The following is a 23,007-nucleotide window of genomic DNA, read 5'->3' as shown; positions in this document are numbered from 1 at the left end:
TTGGGGTACGTACTGCGGCGCGCCCGGCAAGCGGCGCGCCGACGACCCACCGAAGGCAGGACGACCCATGGACCAGAGCCGGATCCCACCCACCGTGCGCCGGACGTACGGCACGAACGATCTGAGCCGGGCCGCCAGTTTCGCGGGCGGCTTCATCAACTTCGGTGACTGGCACGGGATCGACCTCACCGCGCCGACGCCGGAGGAGCGGGTGCACAGCCAGGAGCAGCTGTACCGGCGGGTGCTGCGCGCGTTCCCGGAGCCGCGCGAGCAGTTGCGGCTGGGGGAGGTGGGCTGCGGGCGCGGACTGGGCGCGGCGCTGGCGCTGCGCGAGTTCCGGTTCGCGGCCGTGACGGGCGTCGACATCCACCCGGACCAGATCGAGCGCGCCCGCGCGGTGAACGCCAAGGCGCTCGCGACGTACCCGGACCGGCTCGCCTACTCCCTCGGCTCGGCCGAGGAACTCCCTTTCCCCGCGAACTCGTTGGACGGCCTGTACTCCGTCGAGGCGGCCCAGCACTTCCGCGAGCTGACGGGCTTCGCCCACGAGGCGGCCCGGGTGCTGCGGCCCGGCGGGCGGCTGGTGGTGACGACGTTCTTCACCGCCGCCGGCCCGGAGGTCGCCGAGCGGCTGAGCATCCTGCTCGGCAGCTTCGCCGACGGACTGGACGTCGCCCACCCGCTCGACGGCTTCACCGCCGACCTCGCGGAGGCCGGGTTCACCGGCGTCGCCGCGGAGTCGATCGGTGCGGACGTGTGGCCGGGCTTCGACCGCTACCTGGCGGACACCGTCCCGCCCGGGCACTGGTCGCGCAACTTCCTCACCGCCTGGCGGGACGGTCTGCTCGACTACCACGTCGTCACCGCCGATCGCCCCTGAGCGTCCGGTCGGACGCACAGCGCCGGGAACGCCCCTGGTGATGGCGGCACGGAATGCACCACCATCAGCAGGAACGGGCGGACCGGCCGCTCGGGTTCAGCCCGGCGTTCACCCTGCGGCGGCCGCCATCCGCCGCACCAGGTGCACGACGCCGGGGATCGGGAAGAGCAGCAGGAACAGGTTCGGCAGCCACCAGCTCACCGAGAAGTCCCCGCGCAGCGCCCAGAACGCGACCGCCTGCAGCCCGGCCGTGCTGGTCAGCGCGAGCGAGACCAGCATCAGCGGCCGGGCCCCGCCCACCGCGCCGCAGCGGCCGAGCCGCAGCGCGGTGAGACCGGTGAGGCTCGCGAGGACGTCCAGCAGCACGAACGAGTAGTTCCAGTCCCTCAGGACCGGGTTGTCGTAGTCCTTGTACGCGTACTCGGCCGGGATGAGGGCCAGCAGCGTGGCCGCCCAGTAGACCAGGAAGCCGATGTCGGTGACGACCATCGACGCCTTCGTGAAGCGCAGCACCCGGCTCCGGGCGGGGGCCGCCGGCGGAGCGGGCTGGACGGGCGTGGCACGCATACGGACTCCTCTGCCGCTGGTCATGCCGTCATTCGTGACTCATTCCCCCGCCGAGGTACATCACCGCGACGCCGGCCACGACCAGCACCGCCCCGGCCACCGAGGCGGGCTTGACCGGCTCGCCGAACACGACCACCCCGCCGACGAGGGCGCCGACGGTGCCCAGGCCGGACCAGACCGCGTACACCGGGCCCACGTTCAGCGACTTGAGCGCCTGCGCGAGCAGCACGAACGCCGCGATGTAGCCGATCGCGACCACCACGCTGGGCATCAGCCGGGTGAGGCCGTGCGAGGCGCGCAGGGCCAAGGTGGCCGTCACCTCGGCGCAGATCGCCGCTCCGACCAGAAGGTATGCCGTCATGCCGTCCGTCCCCCGTCGTCGTGACTCGGCCGGGCAGGGTGGTCCTGCCCGGGTCGACCGGCCGGGCGACCCCTCGATCGCCCGGGTCCGTGCGGTGTGAACTCAGGTCGTGCGGTGTGAACTCGGCGCGTGTCCTGTCCGAGGTCTCGTCGGCTCAGTCCGCCTGCTGTGCGAACTCGCTTCCCTGCCGGGTGAGTTCGACGAGCAGTGCGCGGATCCGTCGATGCAGGTCGTCATGCGGCGTCGCGAGACCGAGCAGTCGGGACGTCCACCAACCGTCGACCGCGAACCGTACGAGCGTCGCAACGGCCGGATCCAGCCCGTTGTCGACGAGCCGCCTCTGCCATTCGTCGTAGCGCTCCCGCAGCACGTCGAGCACCTCGGGTCCGCCGGCGGCGGCGAGCAGGGCCACCGGCACCTGGTCGGCGCCGCCGGTGTCCCCGGCGGGCGACTCCGCCGGGATGCTGGCGTCCAGCCACGCGAGCGCGAACGCGCCGGCAGGCGCGTCAGGACCGGGCAGTACGGCCTCGAACCGGTCCGCGAGGCGCTCGACGACCCCCTGGACGAGCGCCCTTTTGCTGGGGAAGTGGTGCAGCAGCCCGCCCTTGCTCACGCCGGCCTCGACGGCGACGGCGTCCAGGCGCACCGCGTCGACACCCCCTCGCACCAGAAGCCGCTCGACGGCGTCGAGCAGTTGATCACGCACCGGTGGTTCCCTCTCTCCGTGTTACAGACCGTCCAGACGGTCGGACGCAGCCTAGCAGACCGGCGAGTACCGGACAGAAACCCCAACACGCCACCGCCGAATGGTTGTTGACAGCCTCCATCGCGCATGCTTTCGTTTCCTCGGCCGACGGTGGAGAAACGGCGGAAGCTCCACCGGTCTGCGGTCTCACGTTTGATGCGCACGATGATCGAAAAGGCGGCCCGGGAATTCCCCCGGGCCCGGGGGAACGCTCTTCGACATCCACGGGGGATCATTGCGAACCAGGCGGACCCAGCTGCGTCCGCGTGGGTCCGGCAAGGGTCGGCACGCCTGCGGACGACCCTTGCCGCACTGACCGGCGAGCAGCCAAGCAGTCTTCCCACGCTGGACGTTGACCCTGTCGACCGTCCTCCCACCATCCTTCACCGATCGTCTGCCGAGCACCGGTACGACCGGGTGCACGGAGCCCGGGCACAGCGCAACGGCGCGCCGTCCCCAACCCGGGCCGTTCTCCCGCACCCGTGGCACTTTCACCTGCCCGCACGCGGTCGGGTGTCCATGACATTTCGTGTTCGGCGCGCCCGTGAATCACGGCGCCCGGGCCCGCCGGGGCACCGCCCATTAAATTCGAGGGAAATATGGTGGACATATTCTCGAAAGTCTCCGGTTACACGGCCGCCCGCGATGCCATGGCGGCCGGGATCTACCCGTATTTCCTGCCGCTGACCGGCAACGAGGGCACGACGGTCACGCTCGGTGACCGCGAACTGGTCATGTGCGGGTCGAACAACTACCTCGGACTCACCGCCGACCCGCGCGTCAAGCAGGCCGCCGTCCGGGCGGTGGAGCAGTTCGGCACCTCCTGCACCGGCTCCCGGTTCCTCAACGGCAACCTGGCCCTGCACGACCGGCTGGAGGCCGAGCTCGCCGACTTCTACGGCAAGCCCGCGGCCGCCGTCATTTCCACCGGGTACCAGGCCAACCTCGGCACCATCAGCGCACTCGCCGGCCGCGGCGACGTCGTCTTCGCCGACCGCGACGCGCACGCCTCCATCGTCGACGGCGGCCGGCTCAGCGACGCCAAGCTCAGACGCTTCCGGCACAACGACCCGTCCGCGCTGGACCGCGTCATGGCCTCCGTCCCCGAGAACGCCGGCAAGCTCGTCGTCGTCGACGGCGTGTACTCGATGGAGGGCGACCTCTGCGCCCTGCCGGAGATCGTCGAGGTGTGCGAGCGGCACGGCGCGCGCCTGATCGTCGACGACGCCCACGGCCTCGGCGTGCTCGACAAGGGCCGCGGCACCTGCTCCTACTTCGGCCTCACCGACCGGGTCGACCTCATCACCGTCACCTTCAGCAAGTCGCTCGCCTCGCTCGGCGGCGCGGTCCTCGGCGACGACGACGTCATCCACTACCTCAAGCACCACGCCCGCAGCCTGATCTTCAGCGCCTCGGCCACCCCGGCCAGCGCCGCCTCCGCCCTGGCCGCCCTGCGCATCCTGCGCGAGGAACCGTGGCGGGCCGAACGCGCCCAGCGCAACGCCGAATACATGCGCGCCGGCCTCGCCCAGCGGGGCATCAGCGCCGGCGAGAGCGCCACCCCGGTCATCCCGCTGCGCACCCGCGGCACCATCGAGACCCTCCTGCTGTGGCGGGAGCTCATCGACGCCGGCGTCTACACCAACCCTGTGCTCCCGCCCGCCGCGTCCCCGCGACTGCGGCTCAGCTTCATGGCCACCCACACCACCGAGCACCTCGACCGCGTGCTGGACGCGCTCGGCGCACGGGCCGAGCACTTCCTCGGCGACGACGAGCCGGACGCCGACGACGGGTACGCGGTCGAGGCGCTCGCCGAACTCGCCGACTCCGGCGCCGCAGCCCGGCCGTGAGCACCACGGGCAGCACGGCCGTGGACACCACGGGCGGCACGCCGGGCCGGACCACCGGCAACACCCCGGGCAGGGCGACGCCACCCGCCCTCCGGGCCGCCGTCACCGCCCTGGCCGGGGCTTCGGCCGGCGCCGTCCTCGGCGCGGGCCCGGCCCCCGGCGACGGGCACGCGCCCGACCTGCCGTGGTACGTCGCCGCAGCGGCCGGGGCCGCGCTCGCGGTGCTGGCCGCCGCGCTCCACCGGCGGGCGCGGCGGCACCGGCCCGACTGGGCGCCGGCCGCCGGACTGCTGCTGATCGGCGGCGCGCTGCCCGCCGCCGCGACCTCCGGCAGCGCGTGGTGCGCGGCCCTGGCGGCCTCGGCGGCCGTCCTCACCGTCGCCGTCGGCGCTCCCCGCGCGGCGGCCACAGCAGGGGCCGCCGCAGCACTGGCCGCCGGGGCCGTGGCGGCGGCCGCGGCCCCGGCGGCGACGGCGGCCGTGCTCGGCACCCTCGCCGGAATCGGCGGGCTGCTGCTCGTCGCCGAACGGTCCCGGCCCGTCACGGCGCCCCGCGCGACACCCGAACACGAATAGCCGCACCAGCCCCGGGCACCTGCCCGCCCCACGAGGAACCGAGCCCGCACCACAGCGAAGACACACCCCGACCCCGCACCCGCCCGTCCCGACCCCAAGGAGCCAGCCATGAGCCGCCTCGGACTCGCCGCCCGCGCCCTGCGTCTGACCCTGAGCCGGACCAACGCCGACACCACGCCCGACTACGACGCCGCGAGCTCCAGCTACGACACCTACTTCAGCCCGGTCATGGGCGTCCACTCGCTCGCCGCCCTGCGCGAGGTCACCGTCAGCCCGGGCGACGACGTCCTCGAACTCGCCTGCGGCACCGGCCACCTGACCCACGAGATCGTCCGCAGGCTGGAGGGCCGCGGCTCCGTCCGCGCCGTCGACAAGTCCCCCGGCATGCTGTCCGTCGCCAGGGCCAAGGTCCTGCCCGAGGCGATGCGCTCGCCGGACCTCGAAGTGTCCCTGGAAGAAGGGGACATGGAGGAGTTCCTGCGCACGAAGCCGAACGACAGCGCGGACCTCGTCGTCGTCGGCTGGGCGATCTGCTACAGCAAGCCGGTCAGGCTGCTGGAGCAGATCAAGCGGGTGCTGCGCCCCGGCGGCCGGATCGTCGTCATCGAGACCCGCGGCGACGCCCTGAAGACGCTGATCGAGCAGCTGGAGAAGGTGTTCACCGCCGACCCGTCGCTGCTGACCGGCATGATCCGGGTCAACCTGCCCAAGGACGCGGCCACCGTGGCCCGTTGGTTCGCCAAGGCCGGCCTCGCCGTGGACGTCCAGCGCGACGGCCACCAGGTGCTGCCCGCCACCACCCCGGAGGAGGCCCTGGAGTGGGTCCAGCGCTCCGGTGCGGCGGCCGGCTTCAAGGACGCCGTCGACCAGAGCCGCGAGGAACACGCCCTGGAGCTGATCCGCAAGGGCCTGGCCGAGCACGTCGCCCGCCACGGCGCACTGGAGCTGCGCCACACCTTCGTCGTCGTCACCGGGACCAACCCGGGCGCCACCACCGGCACCGGGCCGGGCGGCCGGCACCGTGAGGGAGTCCGCAGCGCATGACCACCACCGCCACGCCCGCACCGACGGCGGAGACCACCCACGGCGCGGTGCAGCACCGGCTGCTGCGCCTCGCCGGGGGGCTCACCGCCCGCCCGAAGACCGTGCTCGTCATCTGGGCGCTGGTCATCGCGGTGTGCTTCCCGTTCGCCTCGCAACTGAACGACGTCCTCACCAAGCAGGGGGCGTCCAAGGTCGTGCCGGGCACCAGCAGCGCCCGCGCGGACCAGCTCGTCGAGCGGTCGTTCCCGGCCCGCTCCCAGCGCGAGTCCGTCGTCGCGATCGGTGCGCCGGACGTCCGAAGCGATCAACTGCGCGCCATGCTGGCCGACTTGGACGCCCAGATCGCCGAGCGGGTGCGCTCCGGCGAGGTGCAGCAGTCCACCTCTGCGTACACGCTGTACCGGGACTCGACCACCGAGTACCTGAAGCGCCTGCGCACCCGGGTGGACCAGCAGCTCGCCGCCGCGCAGACACCCGCGAGCCCGGACGCCCGCCGGCAGGCGGTGGACGCCGCCGTCGCGGCGGGCCAGATCCCGGCGGCCCTCGCCGACCCGGCCCGCCAGGCGGCGGCGGTCACCGACGACACCCGACTCCAGCCCATCGCCGCCGCGTTCACCAAGGCGACGGACTGGCACGCCTTCCCCGTCCCGGTGCCCGCCGACGCCGTGGACCGGCTGGTCGCCAAGGACGGCAGGGCCACCCTGGTCTCGGTCAGCTTCGCCAAGCAGGCAGGGCACGACCCGGACGTGGACTGGCTGCGCTCGGCGATCGCCGCCGCCCAGCGGGCCGCCGGGGCCGGCCCGGACGTCGAGGCGCACGTCACCGGCGAGCTGGCGCTGATCAAGGACACCTACCAGAAGGCGGAGGACGACAACGCGCTGATGGAGACGGTCGCCTACGTGATCATCTTCGTCGTCCTGCTGCTGTTCTTCCGGGCCGTCGTGCCGGCCGTGCTCACCGTCGCGGCGATCGGCCTCGCGATGACCGTCAGCCAGGCCGCGCTGTTCGCGCTCGGACACGGGGTGACGCTCACCCAGTTCACCATCACCATCATGAACTTCGTGATGCTGGGCGCGGGTGTCGACTACAGCATGCTGCTGTCCTCCCGCTACCGGCAGGAGCGGCTGGCCGGGCGCTCGCCCGAGGAGGCCGCGGTGCACGCCACCGCGCACGCGGGCGAGTCGATGCTGCTCGCGGCGGTGGCCGTGGTGCTGGCCTTCGGCGCCACGCTCTTCTCGCCGGTGGACTGGATCCCGCCGCTCGGCTACGGCGGCCTGATCGGCATCCCGATCGTGCTGCTCGCCGCGCTGACGCTCACCCCGGCCCTGCTGGTGCTGCTCGGCGACCGCTTCTTCTGGCTCGGCCGCAACCCGCTGTCCGACCTGGAGCACGGCAGCGCGCTCGGCCGCCACCTGAAGCGTGCCGCCGACCTCGCCCGCCGCCGCAAGGTGGCGATCGTGCTGGTCTTCGCGGCCGTCACCGTGCCGTTCGCGGTGATCACCGCCCAGCACCGCTCGACGGCCGACCCGGTCGCGCTCAGCCCGGCCACCGACTCCCGGACGGGCTTCGAACTCGTGGCCCGCGAATGGGGCGACGCCACCGTGCTGCCCACCCTCGTCGTGGGCCGCCCGAACGCCGGCGTGGTGGACGGGCAGCACCGGCTGACCGACAGCGGACGCAAGGCCGTCACGGATCTCACCGACGAACTGGCCGCGGTACCGGGCGTCGCCCGGGTGTCCGCCGTGACCAGACCGTTCGGCACCCCGATGGGTGCCGCCGACCTCGACGCGCTCGGCCCGGACGTCCGCCGCGACTACCTGTCCGACGACGGCGCCCTGCGGATCGTCGTCGAACTGGCCGACAAGCCCTACACCGAGGCCGCGGCGCACACCGTCGACCGGGTCCAGGACGTCACCGCCGCGGCCGGCGACGTCGGCCCGCTCGCGGTCGGCGGCGCCACCCAGGTCGACCGGCAGTACGGCGACGCGCTCGACTCCAGCTTCTGGCAGATGATCGGGCTCGTCTCGGTCAGCGTCTTCGTGATGCTGGTGTTCGCGCTGCGCTCGCTGCTGATCCCGATCCGGCTGATCCTGACGATCATGATGAGCAACGTGTGGGCGATCGGCATCACCGTGCTGGTCTTCCACTTCTGGCTCGACAAGGCGGTCATCGACGACCTGCCGATCTTCCTCACCGTGCTGATGATGGGTCTGGGCATGGACTACGAGATCTTCCTGGTCACCCGTGTCCGCGACCTGGTGCGCGGCGGGGCCGACCAGGAGCGCGCCACCGTCGGGGCGGTGGTCGACACCGGCCGGGTGATCAACGCGGCCGGCCTGGTGATGGCCGGCAGCCTCGGCACCATGGCGCTCTCCTCGACGATCATGCTCCAGGAGTACGGCGTCGGCCTCGGCCTCGCCGTCCTGCTGGACGCCACGCTCATCCGGATGCTGTTCGTCCCGGCGACGCTGCTGCTGTTCCGCCGCTACAACTGGTGGCTGCCCGGCCTGCGCCGCTCCTCCGTGCCGGCCCCCGCGAAGGCGGGGTGAGCCGGCCATGACCGCGGACCGCCCGGTGGTGGCGCCTGCCACCCCCGCGCCCGCCACCCCCGGGCGGGCTCGCACCCTGCACCGGCTCAGACGGCACCACCGGCACGCGCCGCTCTCCTCGGCCGTTCGGGTGTTCGCCGTGCTCGCCGTCGTCCGGATCGCCGGGGCGGTGTCGATGCCCCTGATGGTGCTCTCGGTCGGCCTGAGCGCCGCCGTCGTCGCCGTCCTGGACCGGGCCGAGTGGGCGGCGGCCGGCCTGCACCGGTTCCGCTTCCTCCCCGCCCTCGCCGGGACGGGCCTCGTGGTGCTCGCCTACGCCGACACCGTGTTCGCCACCCGGGCCGCGTTCGGCCGGGGCCACGACAACTGGACCTCCCTCGTCCCGGAGCTGTTCCGGCAGATGGCGCCCGGGCAGCCGGCCGTCGCCGGGATCGCCATGGTGCTCTGCATGGGCCTCCTGGTGCCGCTGGTCGAGGAGGTCTGCTACCGCGGCGTCCTGTTCGACGCCGTCGCGCGCACCCGCGGCCCGCTCGTCGCGATCGCCGCCACCTCGGCCGGCTGGGCCCTGGTCCACCTCGGCGACTACGGGCTCAACCCGCTCAATGTCCAGGTGATCTGCGGGGTGCTGCCGTCCGTCTTCGCGATGGGCGTCGCACTCGGCGTCTGCCGCGCCTGGACGGGCTCCGCACTCGCGAGCGCCGTCGCCCAGGGCACCGCCAACCTGCTCCTGCTGGCCTGGGTCCTCTGGGCCCTCTGACACCCGCCACCGATCCGCTCCACCCCCGCCTCCCCCGGCGCGTTCCCGTCCCGAGTCCCTCCCAGGTGAGGCAGGCATCCCATGCGAATCGCCGTCACCGGCCCGATCGTCATCGACAACCTGATGACCTTCCCCGGCCGTTTCACCAGCCAGCTGCTGCCGGCCCAACTCCAGCACCTCTCACTCTCGTTCCTCGTCGACGACCTCGAAGTCCGCTACGGCGGCGTGGCCGCCAACGTCGCCTACGGCCTCGGCCGGCTCGGCCGCGGGCCGCTGCTGCTCGGCGCGGCCGGCCGGGACTTCGACGAGTACCGGGCCCGCCTGGAGGAGGTCGGCGTCGACACCTCGCGGGTCCGGGTCTCCACCGGCCTGGCCACCGCCCGCTACACCCGCACGACCGACGCCGACGACAACCGCATCGTCTCCTACCACCCCGGCGCCCTCGCCGAGGACGACGCCCCCGGCCCAGAGGGCTGGCCCGAGGACGTCGGCCTGGTCTTCCTCGGCCCCGCCGAGCCCGAGGTGCTCGCCGCCCGGGCCGCCGAGTGCCGCCGCCGCGGCCTGCCGTACCTGGTCGACGTGGCCGGCCGCACCGAGCAGCTGGGCCGGGCCGGCGCCGACGCCGTCCTGTCCGGCGCCGCCCACCTGGTCACCAACCGCCGCGAGCGCGCCGCCCTCCTGCAGCACACCGGGTGGGCGGCGGCCGACGTCCTGCGCCGGGTCGGTGCGTGGACCACCACCCTCGGCCCGGAGGGCGTCTGGATCGACTACGCCACGAGCCCCTCCATCGCCGTCCCCGCCGCGCCGATCTCCCGGCTGCCCGACGGCGCGGGCGGCGGCGGGGCGTTCCGGGCCGGCTTCCTCTCCGCGAAGGCCGACGGGCTCGACGACGAACAGGCCGCCCGGACCGGCTGCGTGCTGGCCGCCTACGCCCTGGAATCGGCGGGCAGCCAGGACTACCTGTTCACCCCGGCCGCCTTCGCGGCCCGCCTCGCGGACGTCTACGCGGCCACGGCCGAGGTGGCCTAGGGTCCTGCCTACGGACTCCCGTCGTCCGCGTGGAACTCTTCGACGAAGTCGAGGAGTTGATCCTCACCGAGGCCCGGCCGCCGACCACCGCTTGAACCTGACACCAGTGTCAGGTTCTACGGTGCGGTCATGACCACCACGGACCTCGTCACCAGCCCCCTGCTCACCCCCTACCGCCTCGGTGTGCTCGACCTGCCGAACCGCGTCGCCATGGCGCCCATGACGCGCTACCGGGCCACCGAGGACGGCACCCCGCTGCCGATCGTCGCCGAGTACTACGCCCAGCGCGCGAGCGCCGGCCTGATCGTCACCGAGGGCATCTGGCCCAGCCGGGCCGGCCAGTCCGGCTGGCGCCTGCCCGGTCTGGAGACGCCGGATCACGTCGCCGGCTGGCGCACCGTCACCGAGGCCGTGCACGCGGCCGGCGGACGGATCGTCGCCCAGCTGATGCACGGCGGCCGCCAGGGCCACCCGCTCAACCGGCTGCTCGGCGACGTCCCGGCCGGCCCTTCCGCCGTCCCCGCCCCCGGCCCGGTGCACGTCCGCGACGGCGCGAAGGCCGACGCCGTCACCCCCCGCGAGATGACCCGCGAGGAGATCCACCAGGCCGTCGCCGACCACGTCGACGCCGCCCGCAACGCCCTCGCGGCCGGCTTCGACCTCGTCGAACTGCACGGTGCCAACTCCTACCTGATCCACCAGTTCCTCGCCGACAACACCAACCTCCGCACCGACGAGTACGGCGCGCGCACCCTCGCCGACCGGCTCCGCTTCCCGGTCGAGCTGGTCACCGCCGTCGCCGCCGCCATCGGCCCGGACCGGCTCGGCCTGCGGCTGTCCCCCGGCAACCCGCAGTTCGGCATGGCCGAGGCCGACCCGGCGCCGGTCTACCGGGCGCTGCTCGACGAACTCGCCGGTCTCGGCCTGGCCTACCTCCACCTCACCGACAACGACGACTACCCCGCCCTCGCCGACCTGCGCCCCCGCTGGCACGGCCCGCTCATCGCCAACGTCGGCGAGAACCGCGCCGCCACCGACCGCGCCCGCGGCGAGGCCGTCCTCACCGCCGGCCTGGCCGACCTGGTCTCCTACGGCCGCGCCTTCATCGCCAACCCCGACCTGCCCGAGCGCCTCGCCGTCGACGCCCCGCTCGCCGCCGTCGACCCGACCCACCTGTACTCCCACGGCGCCGCCGGCTTCACCGACTACCCGCGCCTGCCCACCGCGCGCTGAAAATCCCTTGACCCGCCTCAGTAGGCTCGGCCCCATGCGGATCCTCCTCCTCGGCGGCACCTCCTTCGTCGGCCGCACCATCGCCGACCAAGCCCTGCGTGGCGGGGCCGACGTGTCCCTCTTCACCCGCGGCCGGACCAACCCCGGCCTGTTCCCCGCCGCCACCCGGCTCACCGGCGACCGCGACACCGGCGACTACACCGCGCTCCGCCAAGGGAGTTGGGACGCCGTGGTGGACTGCAGCGGCTACCGCCCGCGCCACGTCGCCGAGGCGATGGACGCGCTCGGCGACTCCGTCGGCCGGTACCTGTTCATCTCCAGCCACGCGGTCTACGAGCGCACCGGCATCGCACCGGGCTCGGACGAGTCCGCCCCGCGCCGGGCGCCGCTCCACGACGCCGAGCAGCTGGACGAGGAGACGTACGGCCGCCTCAAGGTCGCGTGCGAGGACGAGGTCGTCGCCCGCTACGGCGAACGGGCGACGATCGTGCGGCCCGGCAAGGTGGCCGGGCCGCACGACGAGCAGCGCGGGCTCACCTACTGGGTGCGCCGGGCGGCGCGCGGCGGCCGGATCGCGCTCCCGGGGCGGCCGGAGCAGCCCGTCCAGGTGGTCGACTCGCGCGACCTGGCCCGGTTCGTGCTCCGGCTCCTCCAGGACGGCCGCCCGGGCGCGTTCCACGCCGTCGGCCCGGCCCAACCGACCACGCTGGGCGGGCTGATCGCCACCTGCGCCGAGGTCGCGGACACCGAGGTCGAGGTCGTCCCGGTGCCGCCGGAGAGCGCGCCGCCGTTCTTCCCGCTGGTCCGCGCCGAGCCGCTCTGGTCCGGCCAGCAGCGCGACGCCTCCCGCGCCCGCGCGGCCGGCCTGCCCGCCACCCCGCTCGCGGCCACCGCCGCCGACGTCCTCGCCTGGGACCGCGCCCGCGGCGAACCGCCCCTGGGCCACGGCTTCACCCCCGAGGACGAGGCGCGCGTCCTCTCCGCGCTCGACCAGGACACCCGGTGATCATCACCCCCATGTCCCCCGACCACGCCGAGGCCGTCCTCGCCGTCCACCAGGCGGGCATCGACACCGGCGATGCCACCTTCGAGACCGCCGCGCGCCTCCGGGATCGCCGAACGGCGGGCCGCCGTCCCGCTGTTCCACCCCGGCATGCCGTCCCCCATGGGCGCCGTAGCGGAGCATTCGAGACGACCGACGTGGGCAACGACAACGACACCCACTTCCCGCCCGTGGGACGGGAGTTCGAGGAGCAAGGTGCTGGTCGGCAGCGCGCCCTGCCGGCTGCTCCCGGTGCGTGCGCTCATACCCTTCGCCGTCCGCCGCTTCACGGGGCTGCTGGCGGCGGACGGCGCGGGGGTGTGACGCGGCGCCGGGGTCAGCGCTCGCCGGCGTGCGCGGAGTTGGCCTCCTGGATCTTCTTCCAGGACTTCGGCTCGACGACCGCGCGCGCCCGGGCGGCGTCGGCCGCGTCCGAGCGCGCCGCGAGCGAGGCCGCCTTGCCCGCGTCGGCGTGCGGCACCGGTCCGACGGCCGGCTTCGAGGGCGTGAACAGCCAGGTGGTGAAGAGGTCCCCGAGCGACTGCCCGGAGACCTTCTCCGCGTACGCCTGGAAGTCCTTGACGGTGGCGTTGCCGTAGCGGCGCTCGGCGGGCCAGCCCTTGAGGATCCGGAAGAAGGCGTCGTCCCCGACGGTGTTGCGCAGCGCCTGGATCGCCACCGCGCCCCGGTCGTAGACGGCGGCGTCGAACTGGTTGTTCGCGCCCGGGTCGCCCGGCTTGACGGTCCAGAACTTGTCGTCGGCCGGGTGCGAGGCGTAGACGTAGTCGGCGAGTTCCTGCGCGGTGCCCTCGTTCTCGTGCTCGGACCACAGGAACTGCGCGTACGTCGCGAAGCCCTCGTTGAGCCAGATGTCGCTCCAGCGCGAGACCGAGACGCTGTCCCCGTACCACTGGTGGGCCAGCTCGTGCACGACCACCGAGGCGTTGGAGCCCTTGGCGAACTGCTTGGGCCCGTAGAACACCCGGGTCTGGTTCTCCAGCGCGTACCCGGCCTTGACGTTGGGCACGTAGCCGCCGACCGAGCTGAACGGGTAGTCGCCGAAGTAGCCGCTGAGCCAGTCGACGATCTCGCCGGTGCGCTCGACGCTGGCGCGCGCGGCGTCGGCGTTCTCGCCGAGGTCCTTGCTGTAGGCGTTGTAGACGGGGATCCCGCTCGCCGTGGTGTCCTGGGTGACGTCGAACTTGCCGACCGCGAGGGTGGCCAGGTAGGTCGCCTGCGGCTTGTTCTCGCGCCAGCTGAAGCGGGTCCACCCCGCCTGGGAGCTCTTGCCGACGAGGATGCCGTTGCTGATCACCTCGTTGCCGTCGGGAACCTGGACGGAGATGTCGTAGGTGGCCTTGTCGCTCGGGTGGTCGTTGCTCGGGAACCACCACCACGCCGCCTCGGGCTCGTCGGCCGCCACCGCGCCGTCCGGGGTGCGCTGCCAGGCGGTGAAGCCGAACTTCTTCACGGTGGACGGCACGCCCTTGTAGCGCACGACCACGGTGGTCCGGCTGCCCTTGGCGAGCGGCCGGGCCGGTGTGATCTCCAGCTTCTGCTCCCCGCTGGTGGCGAAGGTGGCCGGCCGCCCGTTGACCCGCACCTCCTGGACGTTCAGCGCGAAGTCGAGGTCGAACCGCGAGAGGTCCTCGGTCGCGGTGGCGAGGATCGTGGTGGTCCCCTCCAGCTCGTCGGTCGCGGGCTGGTACTTCAGCCGGATGTCGTAGTGGGAGATGTCGTAGCCGCCGTTGCCGTAGGTCGGGTAGTACGGATCTCCGGCACTCGCCGCACCGGGTTGGAAGTCGGCGGCCGATGCGGGGACGGCCAGGAACAGGGTCATGGCACTCGCGGCAGAGACGATCAGCCTCTTGTGCAACGGGTCCTCCAGGGTCACTGGGACGAAGGGTCGGATCGATCCTTGTCCCGGCAGCCCCGGCTCCACTCCCTGATTGTGAGATGTTCATGCAAAGAAACAAGCCGAAATAATGCAACCGGCCGAACCCGGCCGGAACAACCCCGTCCCGGCCGGCCTCACGCCCCCAGCGCCACCGGCGCCCGCACCAGCGATCCGTACTCCGTCCACGAGCCGTCGTAGTTCTTGACGTGCGGGTACCCCAGCAGCTCGGTCAGCGCGAACCACGTGTGCGCGGACCGCTCGCCGATCCGGCAGTACGCGATCACCTCGCGCTCCGGCTCCACGCCCCGGCCCCCGTACAGCGCCCGCAGCTCCTCCGCCGAGCGGAACGACCCGTCGTCGTTGGCCGCCTGCGACCAGGGGATGTTCACCGCGCCGGGGATGTGCCCGGGCACCTGCGCCTGCTCCTGCGGCAGGTTCGGCGGCGCGATCAGCTCGCCCCGGAACTCGGCCGGCGAACGGACGTCCACCAGCACCGCGTCCGTGCCGGGCTTCGCGAACACCTCGGCCCGGCCCAGCACCTCGTCCCGCAGCGCGCGCAGCTCCGGCCGCTCGGGCCCGGTCAGCCGGTAGGAGGTGTGCTGGTAGTCCATCACCTCCTCGGTGAGCTCGCGCCCCTCCAGCTCCCACTTCTTCCGCCCGCCGTCCAGCAGCCGCACCGGCCCGTAGCCGCGCAGCCGCAGCAGCCAGTACGCGTACGCGGCGAACCAGTTGTTGTTGCCGCCGTACAGCACGACGGTGGTGTCGTCCTCCACCCCGGCCGCGCGCAGCAGGTGCTGGACACCCGCCCGGTCGATGTAGTCGCGGCCGACACTGCTGTGCAGGCCGGTGGCCCAGTTCCAGCCGACCGCGCCGGGAATGTGGTCCCGCTCGTAGGCGGAGGCGTCCTCGTCCACCTCGACGACGCGGATCGTGCCGTCGTCCAGGTGGTGGGCCAGCCAGTCGGTGCGGACCAGCGCCTCGGGGTGTGCGTAGCCGTTGCCGGTCATCCCAGGCCTCCTTCGCTCTGCCCAGGCTGCGGCGCCCGACCACGGGCACGGCGAGGCACCGGCGACCGGGCCGGACAGTTCGAACCTACGCCGACCGTCCGGTCACGGCCACCCCACCATTCGGATCCGCTCAGGAGAAGACGACCGAGCGCAGCTTGAGGCGGTCGCCGAGCTTCTTGCCCGGGTTCATGACGTAGAAGACGTCACCGTTGCAGTCGAAGTCGAGGAAGACGGTGGCGGTCGACGCGGTGAGGTTCTCGGGCGCGAAGGCCGGATCCTTCTCGGTGGCCCCGAAGAGGTTGATGCACGTGCGGCTCTCGGGGTCGGCGATGCCGGCCGGGACCCCGTGGCCGACCTTGTAGAGGAAGTCGCCGGTCGCGGCGTTGGCGGAGGCCGGAACGGCGAGGACCAGGGAGACGGCGCTAACGACGGCGAGCGCGGCGTTGCGGAGACGCATGAGTGAGGGCCTTTCAGGCGGTACCCGGCGGTACCTGGTGAATTGATCCGAGATCACCCTAGAGGCCCAAAATCCGCAGAAACGCTTCTCCCAATCCACCCTTTCGAGTGGTTTAAAGGGCAAAACCGGTACCCACCGCACCGGCCGCCGCCGACATCCGCGCTCAGTTCGGCGGGGTGGTGAAGTAGTACCCCGAGTCGATCAGCGCCGGCAGGTACGCCTTGATCGCCGCCACCGTCTGCGACCGGTCCCCGCCCCCGTCGTGGTTGAGCACGATCGAGCCGGGCCGGGTGTCCTTGAGGATGCAGTCGATGATCGCCGGCGTCCCGGGCCTGGCCCAGTCCCGCGGATCCACCGACCAGGCCATGTTCCGCAGCCCCAGCTCCGCGGACACCCTGAGCGAGACGTCCGACCAGTCCCCACCGGGCGCGCGGAACCAGGTCGGCTGCCGTCCGGTGGTCCGGAACAGCAGGTCCGAGGTGCGCTCCAGCTCGTCCCGGACCTTGTCCTCGGACAGGTGCCGCAGGTCCGGGTGGGTCCAGGTGTGGTTGGCGATGTGGTGCCCGCGGTCCGCGATCTCCCGCACCAGCCCCGGGTGTTCGACGGCGTTCTCCCCGATCAGGAAGAACGTCGCCCGGATCCCGTACTGCTGGAGCAGCGCGAGGACGGCCGGCGTGTACCGCGGGTCCGGACCGTCGTCGATGGTGAGCGCCACCACCCGCCGCGAGGGGTCGAGCTCGTACACCGGCTTGCTCTCCGCCTGCGTGAGCGCCTTGTGGGCGGGCTGCGCACCCGGCGAGCCCGTCGCACCGGGAATCGGCGCGGGCGACGGGGTGGGCGACCGGGTGGCGCTCGGCGCGGTGCCCGGCGAGCCGCTCGCCGAGGCCCACTGCGAGGGGGCGCCGACCGGCACGGCCCCGACGGCGCCCGCTTCGGCGGGGTCCGGGGTGGGCGTCGGGGCGGCCTCCGCGCCGTCGAACGGACTGCGGCAGCCGGCCGCCCCGAGCACCGACATGCCGGCCGCGACCAGCAGCAGCCTGCGCGACGGGGCACGCGGCCCGGACCTGGGCGAGGTGGACGACGCGATCTGCGTGTTAATCAGACGATCTGACAGCATTGTGGATGCTTCCCCCGCCGGTCACCCCGGCTCCCGGTCGGCACCCCGACGGGCCGGATCACCACTCCGACGGCCCAAGACCACGAGCCCCTTCCCACCGGACGCACAGGTTCCGCTCAGGACCGCTACGCTGACCCCCTCCAGTGTGATGATCTGCCATCAGAGGACGTGGCCATGACGACAAGTCAGGACTTCCCGGACCGGAACCAGCACGAGGACGAACCCGCCGAGCTGAGCCAGTGGGAACGTTTCGGCGTCGACACCACCACTCCCCACTCGGCCCGCGTCTACGACCACTGGCTGGGCGGCAAGACCAACTTCCCGCCCGACCGCGCCATGGCCCGGGCCATCGAGCAGGCCGTGCCCAGCATCAAGGAGATGGCCAAGGCCAACCGGGCCTTCCAGGGCCGGGCCGTGCGCCACCTCGCCCGCGAGCACGGCATCCGCCAGTTCCTCGACCTCGGCACGGGCATCCCCACCTCGCCCAACACCCACGAGATCGCCGAGGCGGTCAGCTCCGGCACCCGGGTGGTCTACGTCGACAACGACCCGATCGTGCTCGCCCACGCCCGCGCCCTGATGGTCTCCAGCCCGGTCAGCCGCACCACCTACATCCACGCCGACCTGCGCAAGCCCGAGGAGCTGCTCGCCGACCCGGCGCTCACCGCGACCCTCGACCTCGACCAGCCGGTCGGCCTGCTCATGATCGCCGTCCTAATGCTGATCGCCGACGAGGACGACCCGTGGGGCCGGGTCGCCGAGCTGCGCGACGCCCTCCCCTCCGGCAGCTGCCTCGCGCTCACCACCCCCACCCAGGACTTCGACCCGGTGGCCGTCGCCCAGGTCACCGAGGCCGCCCGGGCCGGCGGGATGACCCTCGTGCCGCGCACCCACGACGACGTCGTGCGGTTCTTCGACGGCTGGGACCTCATCGCGCCGGGCGTCTCCCCCGTCCTCGCCTGGCGCCCGGACGGCGAGCCGCCGGCCAACCCGTGGGCCGCCTACTACTGGGGCGGCGTCGCGATCAAGCACTGAACCCCGCCCCCCGTCCTGGCTGCCGAACCGGCCCCGGTCACTTCAGCAGCCGGGACAGCCGCCGGTCCGCCAGCGGCTTCCCGCCGGTCTGACAGGTCGGGCAGTACTGCAGCGAGGAGTCCGCGAACGACACCTCGCGCACGGTGTCCCCGCACACCGGGCACGGCTGCCCGGTGCGGCCGTGCACCCGCATGCCCACCTTCTTCTCGGCCTTCAGCTCCCCCGCCGCGAGCCCGCGCGAGCGCTCCACCGCGTCACGCAGCGTGCCGCCGAGCGCCTCGTACAGCCGCGCCGTCTCGTCCTCGGTCAGGCTCGACGCCAGCTTGAACGGGGACATCCTCGCCGCGTGCAGGACCTCGTCCGAATAGGCGTTGCCCACGCCCGCCAGCACGCTCTGGTCCCGCAGCACGCCCTTGACCTGCCGGCGCTCGCCGTGCAGCAGAGCCGCGAAGGCGGGCAGCGTGAAAGCCGGGTCCAGCGGGTCCGGGCCGAGCCGGGCCACCCCGGGCACCTCGGCCGGGTCCCGCACGACGTGGACGGCGAGCCCCTTCTTCGTCCCCGCCTCGGTGAGGTCGAAGCCGTCCCCCGCCCCGCCCTCCAGGCGCAGCCGCAGCGCGAGCGGGTTCTTCGGGCCCGGGTGCGGCGGCTCGGCGGACAGGCGGTCCTTCCAGCGCAGCCAGCCGGCCCGGGCCAGGTGGATCACCAGGTGGAGCCCGCCGGCCTCGATGTCCAGGAACTTTCCGTGTCGCGCCACCGACCCGACCGTCCGCCCCTCCAACGCGGAGACCGGCGGGTCGTACGTCTTCAGCGCGCTGATCGCCACCGGCTGCACCCGGGCGACGACCCGCCCGGTCAACCGCTCGGACAGGAAGGCGCACAGCGCCTCGACCTCGGGCAGCTCCGGCATGCGCCCAGTCTTGCGCACCGGCCCGCCCCGCGCGCCCCGGAGGGTGCGCCCCCGTGCACTCTTTGCCGAGCGCCGCTCCGGAGCGCAGGCTGGAAACTGTCCGCGGTCAACCGGAGGAGGTCCGGTCCAGCATGAGCGTCTTGGAGGAGCAGATCGACATAGCCGCTCCCGTCCTCTCCGCCTGGGAGCAGCTGCACCGGGTGCGCGACTACCCGCGGTTCGTCGACGGCGTGCGCAGCGCCTACCCGCACGGGCGGAACCTCGCCCACCTCGGGGTGGCGATCGGCGGCGCCGAGCAGGACGTCGAGACCGAGATCACCGACCGCGGCCGCGGCCGGGTGATGGCCTGGCGGACCCTCGACGGGGTGCAGCTGAACGGGGCCTTCGCCCTGCTGCCGCTCGACGCGGGGCACACCCGGCTGCAGATCCGGGTGGAGTACGACCCGGAGGCCGTGCACGAGGTCTTCGGCGGGCCGCGCGGCTTCGCCCTGGCCGGGGCGATCGAGCGGGCCGTGCGGGGCGACCTCGAACACTTCCGGGACCTGGTCGAAGGCCGGGCGGCCACCGCCCACTGAGCAACCGATCACCCGCTGAGCGCCGCACCGATCGCCCCGGTGATCGGTGAGGACCACATAAGCCCAGTTCAGCGGCCATGGTGAGGCTTCCCACAGGGGGCCTCGGGCCGAACCGTTCGTATGTCGACCTGTGGCAGACTCAAGTGCCATGCGGTACTCCGGCCCGGTCACCAGGACGCTCCGCGCGGCGGTCTTCGCCGCGCTCGTCGTGCTGCTCGCCGGGCTCGGCCAGGTGCTGGTCACCGGCCGCCCGCTGCCCGCCGGCACGCTCGCCGTCGCCTCCGCCGCCGTCTTCGCGGTGGCCTTCGCGCTCGCCGGCCGCGAGCGCGGCCTTCCGGCGATCGCCGCGGTGTTCCTGCCGCTGGAGCTGGGCGTGAGCGCGCTGTTCGGCTACGCCCAGGCGAGCTGTCCGTCCGTGCCGCCCGGTGCCACCCGCGGTTTCGAGCCGCTGCTGTGCGGTGGCGGATCGCTGGGCGGTTTCCTGCTCGGCCACGGCGTGTCCCAGCACACCGGGCTCGCGCTGCTCCTGCTGCTGCACACGGCGATCGCGTTGGCCGGGGCGTTCTGGCTGCGCCGCGCGGACGCCGCGCTGGCCGGCCTCGCGCGGTCCGCCCGGATGCTGGGCGAGTTCCTGCACCGGCACCTGCCGGCCGCCGCCCGCCTGCTGCCGCTGCTCACCGCGCCCGTCCCGGCCCGTCCGGTGGTCCGGGTGCCGTTCCCGCGGGCCGGCCGGGTCCGCGTCCCGGCCGAGGACGTCGTGCTCGGCCCCGTCGTCCGGCGCGGTCCGCCGGTGTTCGCCCTGGCCGGCTGAGCACCACCGCCCACGGCGATTCCCCGGCCGGTCCTCTCCCGCCGCGCGACGACCCGCGCGCCCGCCCTTCCGCACGCCCGAGAGCACAGGACGACACCCCATGAGCAACACCCGCAGGACCAGCACCGGGACCTCCGCCACCGAGCGCATGCACGCCGCCCGCGAGCAGGCCGAGCGTACGGACCGGATCCGCCGCCGCGTCGTGGTCGGCGCCGCCGGCGCCGCCGTGCTCGCCGTCGTGGCCGGCGTGGCCTTCGCCGTGAGCGGCTCCTCCGGCTCCTCCGACAGCGCATCCGACGGCCCGCTCGTGGTGCCCGCCAACGCCGGCGGCACCGACGGAACCGTGATCACCTACGGCAGGGCCGACGCGCCGCACACCCTGGAGGTCTACGAGGACTTCCGCTGCCCGTACTGCGAGCAGCTGGAGACCACCACCGGGAAGGCCGTCCAGCAGCTCGCCGACGCCGGCACGTACAAGATCGAGTACCACCTGGCGACGTTCCTGGACAACAACCTCGGCGGCAGGGGCTCGCGCACCGCGCTGGCCGCCGCCGGCGCCGCGCTCAACGAGGGCGTGGACAAGTTCAAGCAGTTCCACGACGTCCTCTACGCCAACCAGCCCGACGAGCGCACCGACGGCTTCGGCGACACCAACAGGATCCTCGACCTGGCCGGCCAGGTGCCGGGCCTGAAGACCGACGCCTTCGTCAAGGCCGTCCGGGAGGGCACCTACGCGCCGTGGGCGGCGAAGGTGAACGAGGAGTTCGACAGGAGCGGCGTCACCGGCACCCCGACCGTCAAGCTGGACGGCAGGAAGCTGGACGTCCTCACCGGCGGCAAGGCCGTCGGCCCCGAGCAGTTCACCGCGATGGTCAAGCAGGTGACCGGGTGACGGCGGCCCCCGCCGCGCGGACGTACGGCGCGGGCCGTCCGTTCGCCTGGCTGCTGCTGATCGGCGGCGCGGTCGGCCTGTTCGCCTCGACGGTCCTCACGCTGGACAAGCTCCGGCTGCTGAAGGACCCGTCGTACGTCCCCGGTTGCAACATCGACCCGATCATCAGCTGCGGCTCGATCATGCGCAGCGAGCAGGCCGAGGCCTTCGGCTTCCCCAACTCGCTGCTCGGCCTGGCGGGTTTCGCCGTCGTGACGGCGATCGGCGCGGGCCTGCTCGCAGGGGCGGCGTACCGGCGCTGGTTCTGGCTCGGCCTCCAGGCCGGGACGGTCTTCGGGATCGGGTTCGTGACCTGGCTGATGTACCAGGCGCTCTACCGGATCGGCGCGCTCTGCCCGTACTGCATGGTGGTGTGGGCGGCGATGGTCCCGCTGTTCTGGTACACGACGCTGCACAACCTGCGCTCGGGCGTCATCGCCGGCGGGCGCGGGCTGCGGCCGGTGGTGCGGGAGGCCGCGCGCTACCACTGGGTGGTGCCGGCGCTCTGGTACGCGGTGATCGCGCTGCTGGCGCTCAACCGCTTCTGGTACTACTGGAGCACCCTGATCTGAGTGCCGCCCGCCGCCCCCGGCCCCCAGGGGCGGCGGGCCGGTCAGGCCTCGACCGGCGGGAAGGTGAACGCGGCCACCTCGGCGAGGAGTTGCGCCTTCCGTTCCTCGTCGACGAAGGACGCGCGGAAGGAGTTCGCCGCGAGCAGGCGCGGCGTCTCCGGTTCCAGCGCCAGAGCCTGCTGCACGGCCCGGAAGTTGTCGTCGACGTAGCCTCCGAAGTAGGCCGGGTCGTCGGAGTTGACGGTGACCAGCAGCCCGGCGTCCAGCATCTCCCGCAGCGGGTGGTCGGCGAGCGTGTCGACGCAGTGCAGGCGGACGTTGGACAGCGGGCACACGGTCAGCGGCACCTGCTCGCGGACCAGGCGGGCCACCAGCTCGCCGTCCTCCAGGCAGCGCAGGCCGTGGTCGATCCGCTCGACGCCGAGGACGTCCAGCGCCTCGGTGACGTACCCGGCCGGCCCCTCCTCACCCGCGTGGGCGACGCGGCGCAGCCCGGCCTCGGCCGCGCGCCGGTACACCTCGCGGAACCTGGCGGGCGGGTTCCCGACCTCGGCGGAGTCGAGGCCGATGCCCGTGATCCGGTCGAAGTACGGGCGGGCGGCCTCGAAGGTCTCCAGCGCGGACTCGGCGGACTCGTCGCGCAGGAAGCACATGATCAGCCGCGTGCTGATGCCGTACCGCTCCTCGCTGCGGGCGAGCGCCCGGGTGAGGCCGTCCACGACGACGCCGATCGGCACGCCGCGGGCGGTGTGGGCCTGCGGGTCGAAGAAGATCTCGGCGTGCCGGACGCCCTGCCCGGCGGCGCGGGCGAGGTAGGCGTCGGCGAGGTCCGCGAAGTCGTCCTCGGTGCACAGGACGGCCATCAGCGCGTAGTACAGGTCCAGGAAGGACTGCAGGTCGCTGAAGGAGTACGCCCTGCGGAGCTCCTCGGTGTCGGCGTGCGGCAGCGCGACGCCGTTGCGGGCAGCGAGGGCGAAGGCGAGCTCGGGCTCAAGGGTTCCTTCGATGTGCAGGTGGAGTTCGGCCTTGGGGATGGGCATGAGCGATCCGTCCGCGCGCGTTCTGT

The 23,007-nt window shown here is 73.1% G+C and carries 23 protein-coding genes; 14 read left to right on the top strand and 9 right to left on the bottom strand.

Annotated elements, in window-relative coordinates:
* The first annotated feature begins 67 nt into the window (after nt 1-67).
* On the top strand, nt 68-880 hold the full coding sequence (locus ACWCXH_RS31400; protein ID WP_449804881.1) for a class I SAM-dependent methyltransferase: 813 nt from the start codon (nt 68-70) through the stop codon (nt 878-880).
* Between the two features lie 108 nt (nt 881-988).
* On the opposite strand, the gene ACWCXH_RS31395 is transcribed toward ACWCXH_RS31400, so the two are convergent.
* The 3 genes from ACWCXH_RS31395 to ACWCXH_RS31385 form a co-directional block, all read right to left on the bottom strand.
* A complete protein-coding gene (locus ACWCXH_RS31395; RefSeq protein ID WP_449804880.1) occupies nt 989-1,447 on the bottom strand; it encodes a DUF5360 family protein in 459 nt (152 codons plus the stop codon).
* A gap of 28 nt (nt 1,448-1,475) precedes the next feature.
* Entirely contained in the window at nt 1,476-1,808 is a 333-nt protein-coding gene (locus ACWCXH_RS31390; RefSeq protein ID WP_449804879.1) for a DMT family transporter, read from the bottom strand.
* Between the two features lie 154 nt (nt 1,809-1,962).
* Nucleotides 1,963-2,514, bottom strand: coding sequence for a TetR/AcrR family transcriptional regulator (locus tag ACWCXH_RS31385; protein ID WP_449804878.1), 552 nt, complete (start codon nt 2,512-2,514; stop codon nt 1,963-1,965).
* Between the two features lie 638 nt (nt 2,515-3,152).
* Between ACWCXH_RS31385 and ACWCXH_RS31380 the strand changes: the two genes are divergently transcribed.
* The 8 genes from ACWCXH_RS31380 (at nt 3,153) to ACWCXH_RS31345 (ending at nt 12,596) form a co-directional block, all read left to right on the top strand.
* Complete coding sequence (locus ACWCXH_RS31380; protein ID WP_449804877.1) at nt 3,153-4,403, top strand: aminotransferase class I/II-fold pyridoxal phosphate-dependent enzyme; 1,251 nt, start codon at nt 3,153-3,155, stop codon at nt 4,401-4,403.
* The gene (locus tag ACWCXH_RS31375) at nt 4,400-4,978 is read left to right on the top strand and encodes a hypothetical protein (RefSeq protein ID WP_449804876.1); all 579 of its coding nucleotides are present in this window, start codon (nt 4,400-4,402) and stop codon (nt 4,976-4,978) included. Before ACWCXH_RS31380 ends, ACWCXH_RS31375 begins: the two co-directional genes overlap by 4 nt.
* A 108-nt stretch (nt 4,979-5,086) precedes the next feature.
* Nucleotides 5,087-6,022 (top strand): class I SAM-dependent methyltransferase, encoded by a 936-nt coding sequence (locus ACWCXH_RS31370; protein ID WP_449804875.1) that lies wholly within the window; start codon nt 5,087-5,089, stop codon nt 6,020-6,022.
* On the top strand, nt 6,019-8,571 hold the full coding sequence (locus ACWCXH_RS31365) for an MMPL family transporter (protein ID WP_449804874.1): 2,553 nt from the start codon (nt 6,019-6,021) through the stop codon (nt 8,569-8,571). The genes ACWCXH_RS31370 and ACWCXH_RS31365 overlap by 4 nt, the downstream gene beginning before the upstream one ends.
* Nucleotides 8,572-8,578: 7 nt before the next feature.
* Nucleotides 8,579-9,328 carry a CPBP family intramembrane glutamic endopeptidase gene (locus ACWCXH_RS31360; protein ID WP_449804873.1) on the top strand — a complete coding sequence of 250 codons (750 nt, stop codon included), beginning with the start codon at nt 8,579-8,581 and terminating at the stop codon, nt 9,326-9,328.
* An 81-nt stretch (nt 9,329-9,409) separates the two neighbouring features.
* Entirely contained in the window at nt 9,410-10,357 is a 948-nt protein-coding gene (locus ACWCXH_RS31355) for a PfkB family carbohydrate kinase (protein ID WP_449804872.1), read from the top strand.
* 129 nt (nt 10,358-10,486) lie between these two features.
* Nucleotides 10,487-11,590: an alkene reductase gene (locus ACWCXH_RS31350; protein ID WP_449804871.1), complete on the top strand. Its 1,104-nt coding sequence runs from the start codon at nt 10,487-10,489 to the stop codon at nt 11,588-11,590.
* 34 nt (nt 11,591-11,624) lie between these two features.
* Nucleotides 11,625-12,596, top strand: coding sequence for an NAD-dependent epimerase/dehydratase family protein (locus tag ACWCXH_RS31345; RefSeq protein ID WP_449804870.1), 972 nt, complete (start codon nt 11,625-11,627; stop codon nt 12,594-12,596).
* Between the two features lie 373 nt (nt 12,597-12,969).
* Here ACWCXH_RS31345 and ACWCXH_RS31340 read toward each other — a convergent pair whose 3' ends face one another.
* The 4 genes from ACWCXH_RS31340 to ACWCXH_RS31325 all read right to left on the bottom strand — a co-directional run bounded on the left by ACWCXH_RS31340 (nt 12,970) and on the right by ACWCXH_RS31325 (nt 17,110).
* Nucleotides 12,970-14,472 carry a M1 family metallopeptidase gene (locus ACWCXH_RS31340; protein ID WP_449804901.1) on the bottom strand — a complete coding sequence of 501 codons (1,503 nt, stop codon included), beginning with the start codon at nt 14,470-14,472 and terminating at the stop codon, nt 12,970-12,972.
* A 191-nt stretch (nt 14,473-14,663) separates the two neighbouring features.
* A complete protein-coding gene (locus ACWCXH_RS31335) occupies nt 14,664-15,536 on the bottom strand; it encodes a sulfurtransferase (RefSeq protein WP_449804869.1) in 873 nt (290 codons plus the stop codon).
* Nucleotides 15,537-15,666: 130 nt separating this feature from the next.
* Complete coding sequence (locus ACWCXH_RS31330) at nt 15,667-15,993, bottom strand: hypothetical protein (protein ID WP_449804868.1); 327 nt, start codon at nt 15,991-15,993, stop codon at nt 15,667-15,669.
* A 163-nt stretch (nt 15,994-16,156) separates the two neighbouring features.
* The gene (locus tag ACWCXH_RS31325) at nt 16,157-17,110 is read right to left on the bottom strand and encodes a polysaccharide deacetylase family protein (RefSeq protein WP_449804867.1); all 954 of its coding nucleotides are present in this window, start codon (nt 17,108-17,110) and stop codon (nt 16,157-16,159) included.
* Nucleotides 17,111-17,284: 174 nt separating this feature from the next.
* On the opposite strand from ACWCXH_RS31325, the gene ACWCXH_RS31320 reads away from it, so the two are divergent.
* Nucleotides 17,285-18,145 (top strand): SAM-dependent methyltransferase, encoded by an 861-nt coding sequence (locus ACWCXH_RS31320; protein ID WP_449804866.1) that lies wholly within the window; start codon nt 17,285-17,287, stop codon nt 18,143-18,145.
* A 37-nt stretch (nt 18,146-18,182) separates the two neighbouring features.
* Here ACWCXH_RS31320 and ACWCXH_RS31315 read toward each other — a convergent pair whose 3' ends face one another.
* Nucleotides 18,183-19,052, bottom strand: coding sequence for an Fpg/Nei family DNA glycosylase (locus ACWCXH_RS31315; RefSeq protein WP_449804865.1), 870 nt, complete (start codon nt 19,050-19,052; stop codon nt 18,183-18,185).
* A 131-nt stretch (nt 19,053-19,183) separates the two neighbouring features.
* Here ACWCXH_RS31315 and ACWCXH_RS31310 point away from each other — a divergent pair, with 131 nt between their 5' ends.
* The 4 genes from ACWCXH_RS31310 (at nt 19,184) to ACWCXH_RS31295 (ending at nt 21,941) form a co-directional block, all read left to right on the top strand.
* Nucleotides 19,184-19,627, top strand: coding sequence for an SRPBCC family protein (locus tag ACWCXH_RS31310; RefSeq protein WP_449804864.1), 444 nt, complete (start codon nt 19,184-19,186; stop codon nt 19,625-19,627).
* Between the two features lie 148 nt (nt 19,628-19,775).
* Nucleotides 19,776-20,438, top strand: a complete 663-nt coding sequence (locus tag ACWCXH_RS31305) for a hypothetical protein (RefSeq protein WP_449804863.1) — start codon at nt 19,776-19,778, stop codon at nt 20,436-20,438.
* A 100-nt stretch (nt 20,439-20,538) separates the two neighbouring features.
* Complete coding sequence (locus tag ACWCXH_RS31300) at nt 20,539-21,330, top strand: DsbA family protein (protein WP_449804862.1); 792 nt, start codon at nt 20,539-20,541, stop codon at nt 21,328-21,330.
* Complete coding sequence (locus tag ACWCXH_RS31295) at nt 21,327-21,941, top strand: vitamin K epoxide reductase family protein (RefSeq protein ID WP_449804861.1); 615 nt, start codon at nt 21,327-21,329, stop codon at nt 21,939-21,941. Before ACWCXH_RS31300 ends, ACWCXH_RS31295 begins: the two co-directional genes overlap by 4 nt.
* A 41-nt stretch (nt 21,942-21,982) precedes the next feature.
* Here the strand turns inward: ACWCXH_RS31295 and ACWCXH_RS31290 are convergent, their stop codons facing one another.
* The gene (locus ACWCXH_RS31290; protein WP_449804860.1) at nt 21,983-22,981 is read right to left on the bottom strand and encodes an adenosine deaminase; all 999 of its coding nucleotides are present in this window, start codon (nt 22,979-22,981) and stop codon (nt 21,983-21,985) included.
* Nucleotides 22,982-23,007 lie beyond the last annotated feature (26 nt).

The sequence above is a fragment of the Kitasatospora sp. NPDC001660 genome, from assembly GCF_053596725.1.
Note: the sequence above shows the minus strand (reverse complement) of the source record. Positions and strands in the feature narration are given on the sequence as shown.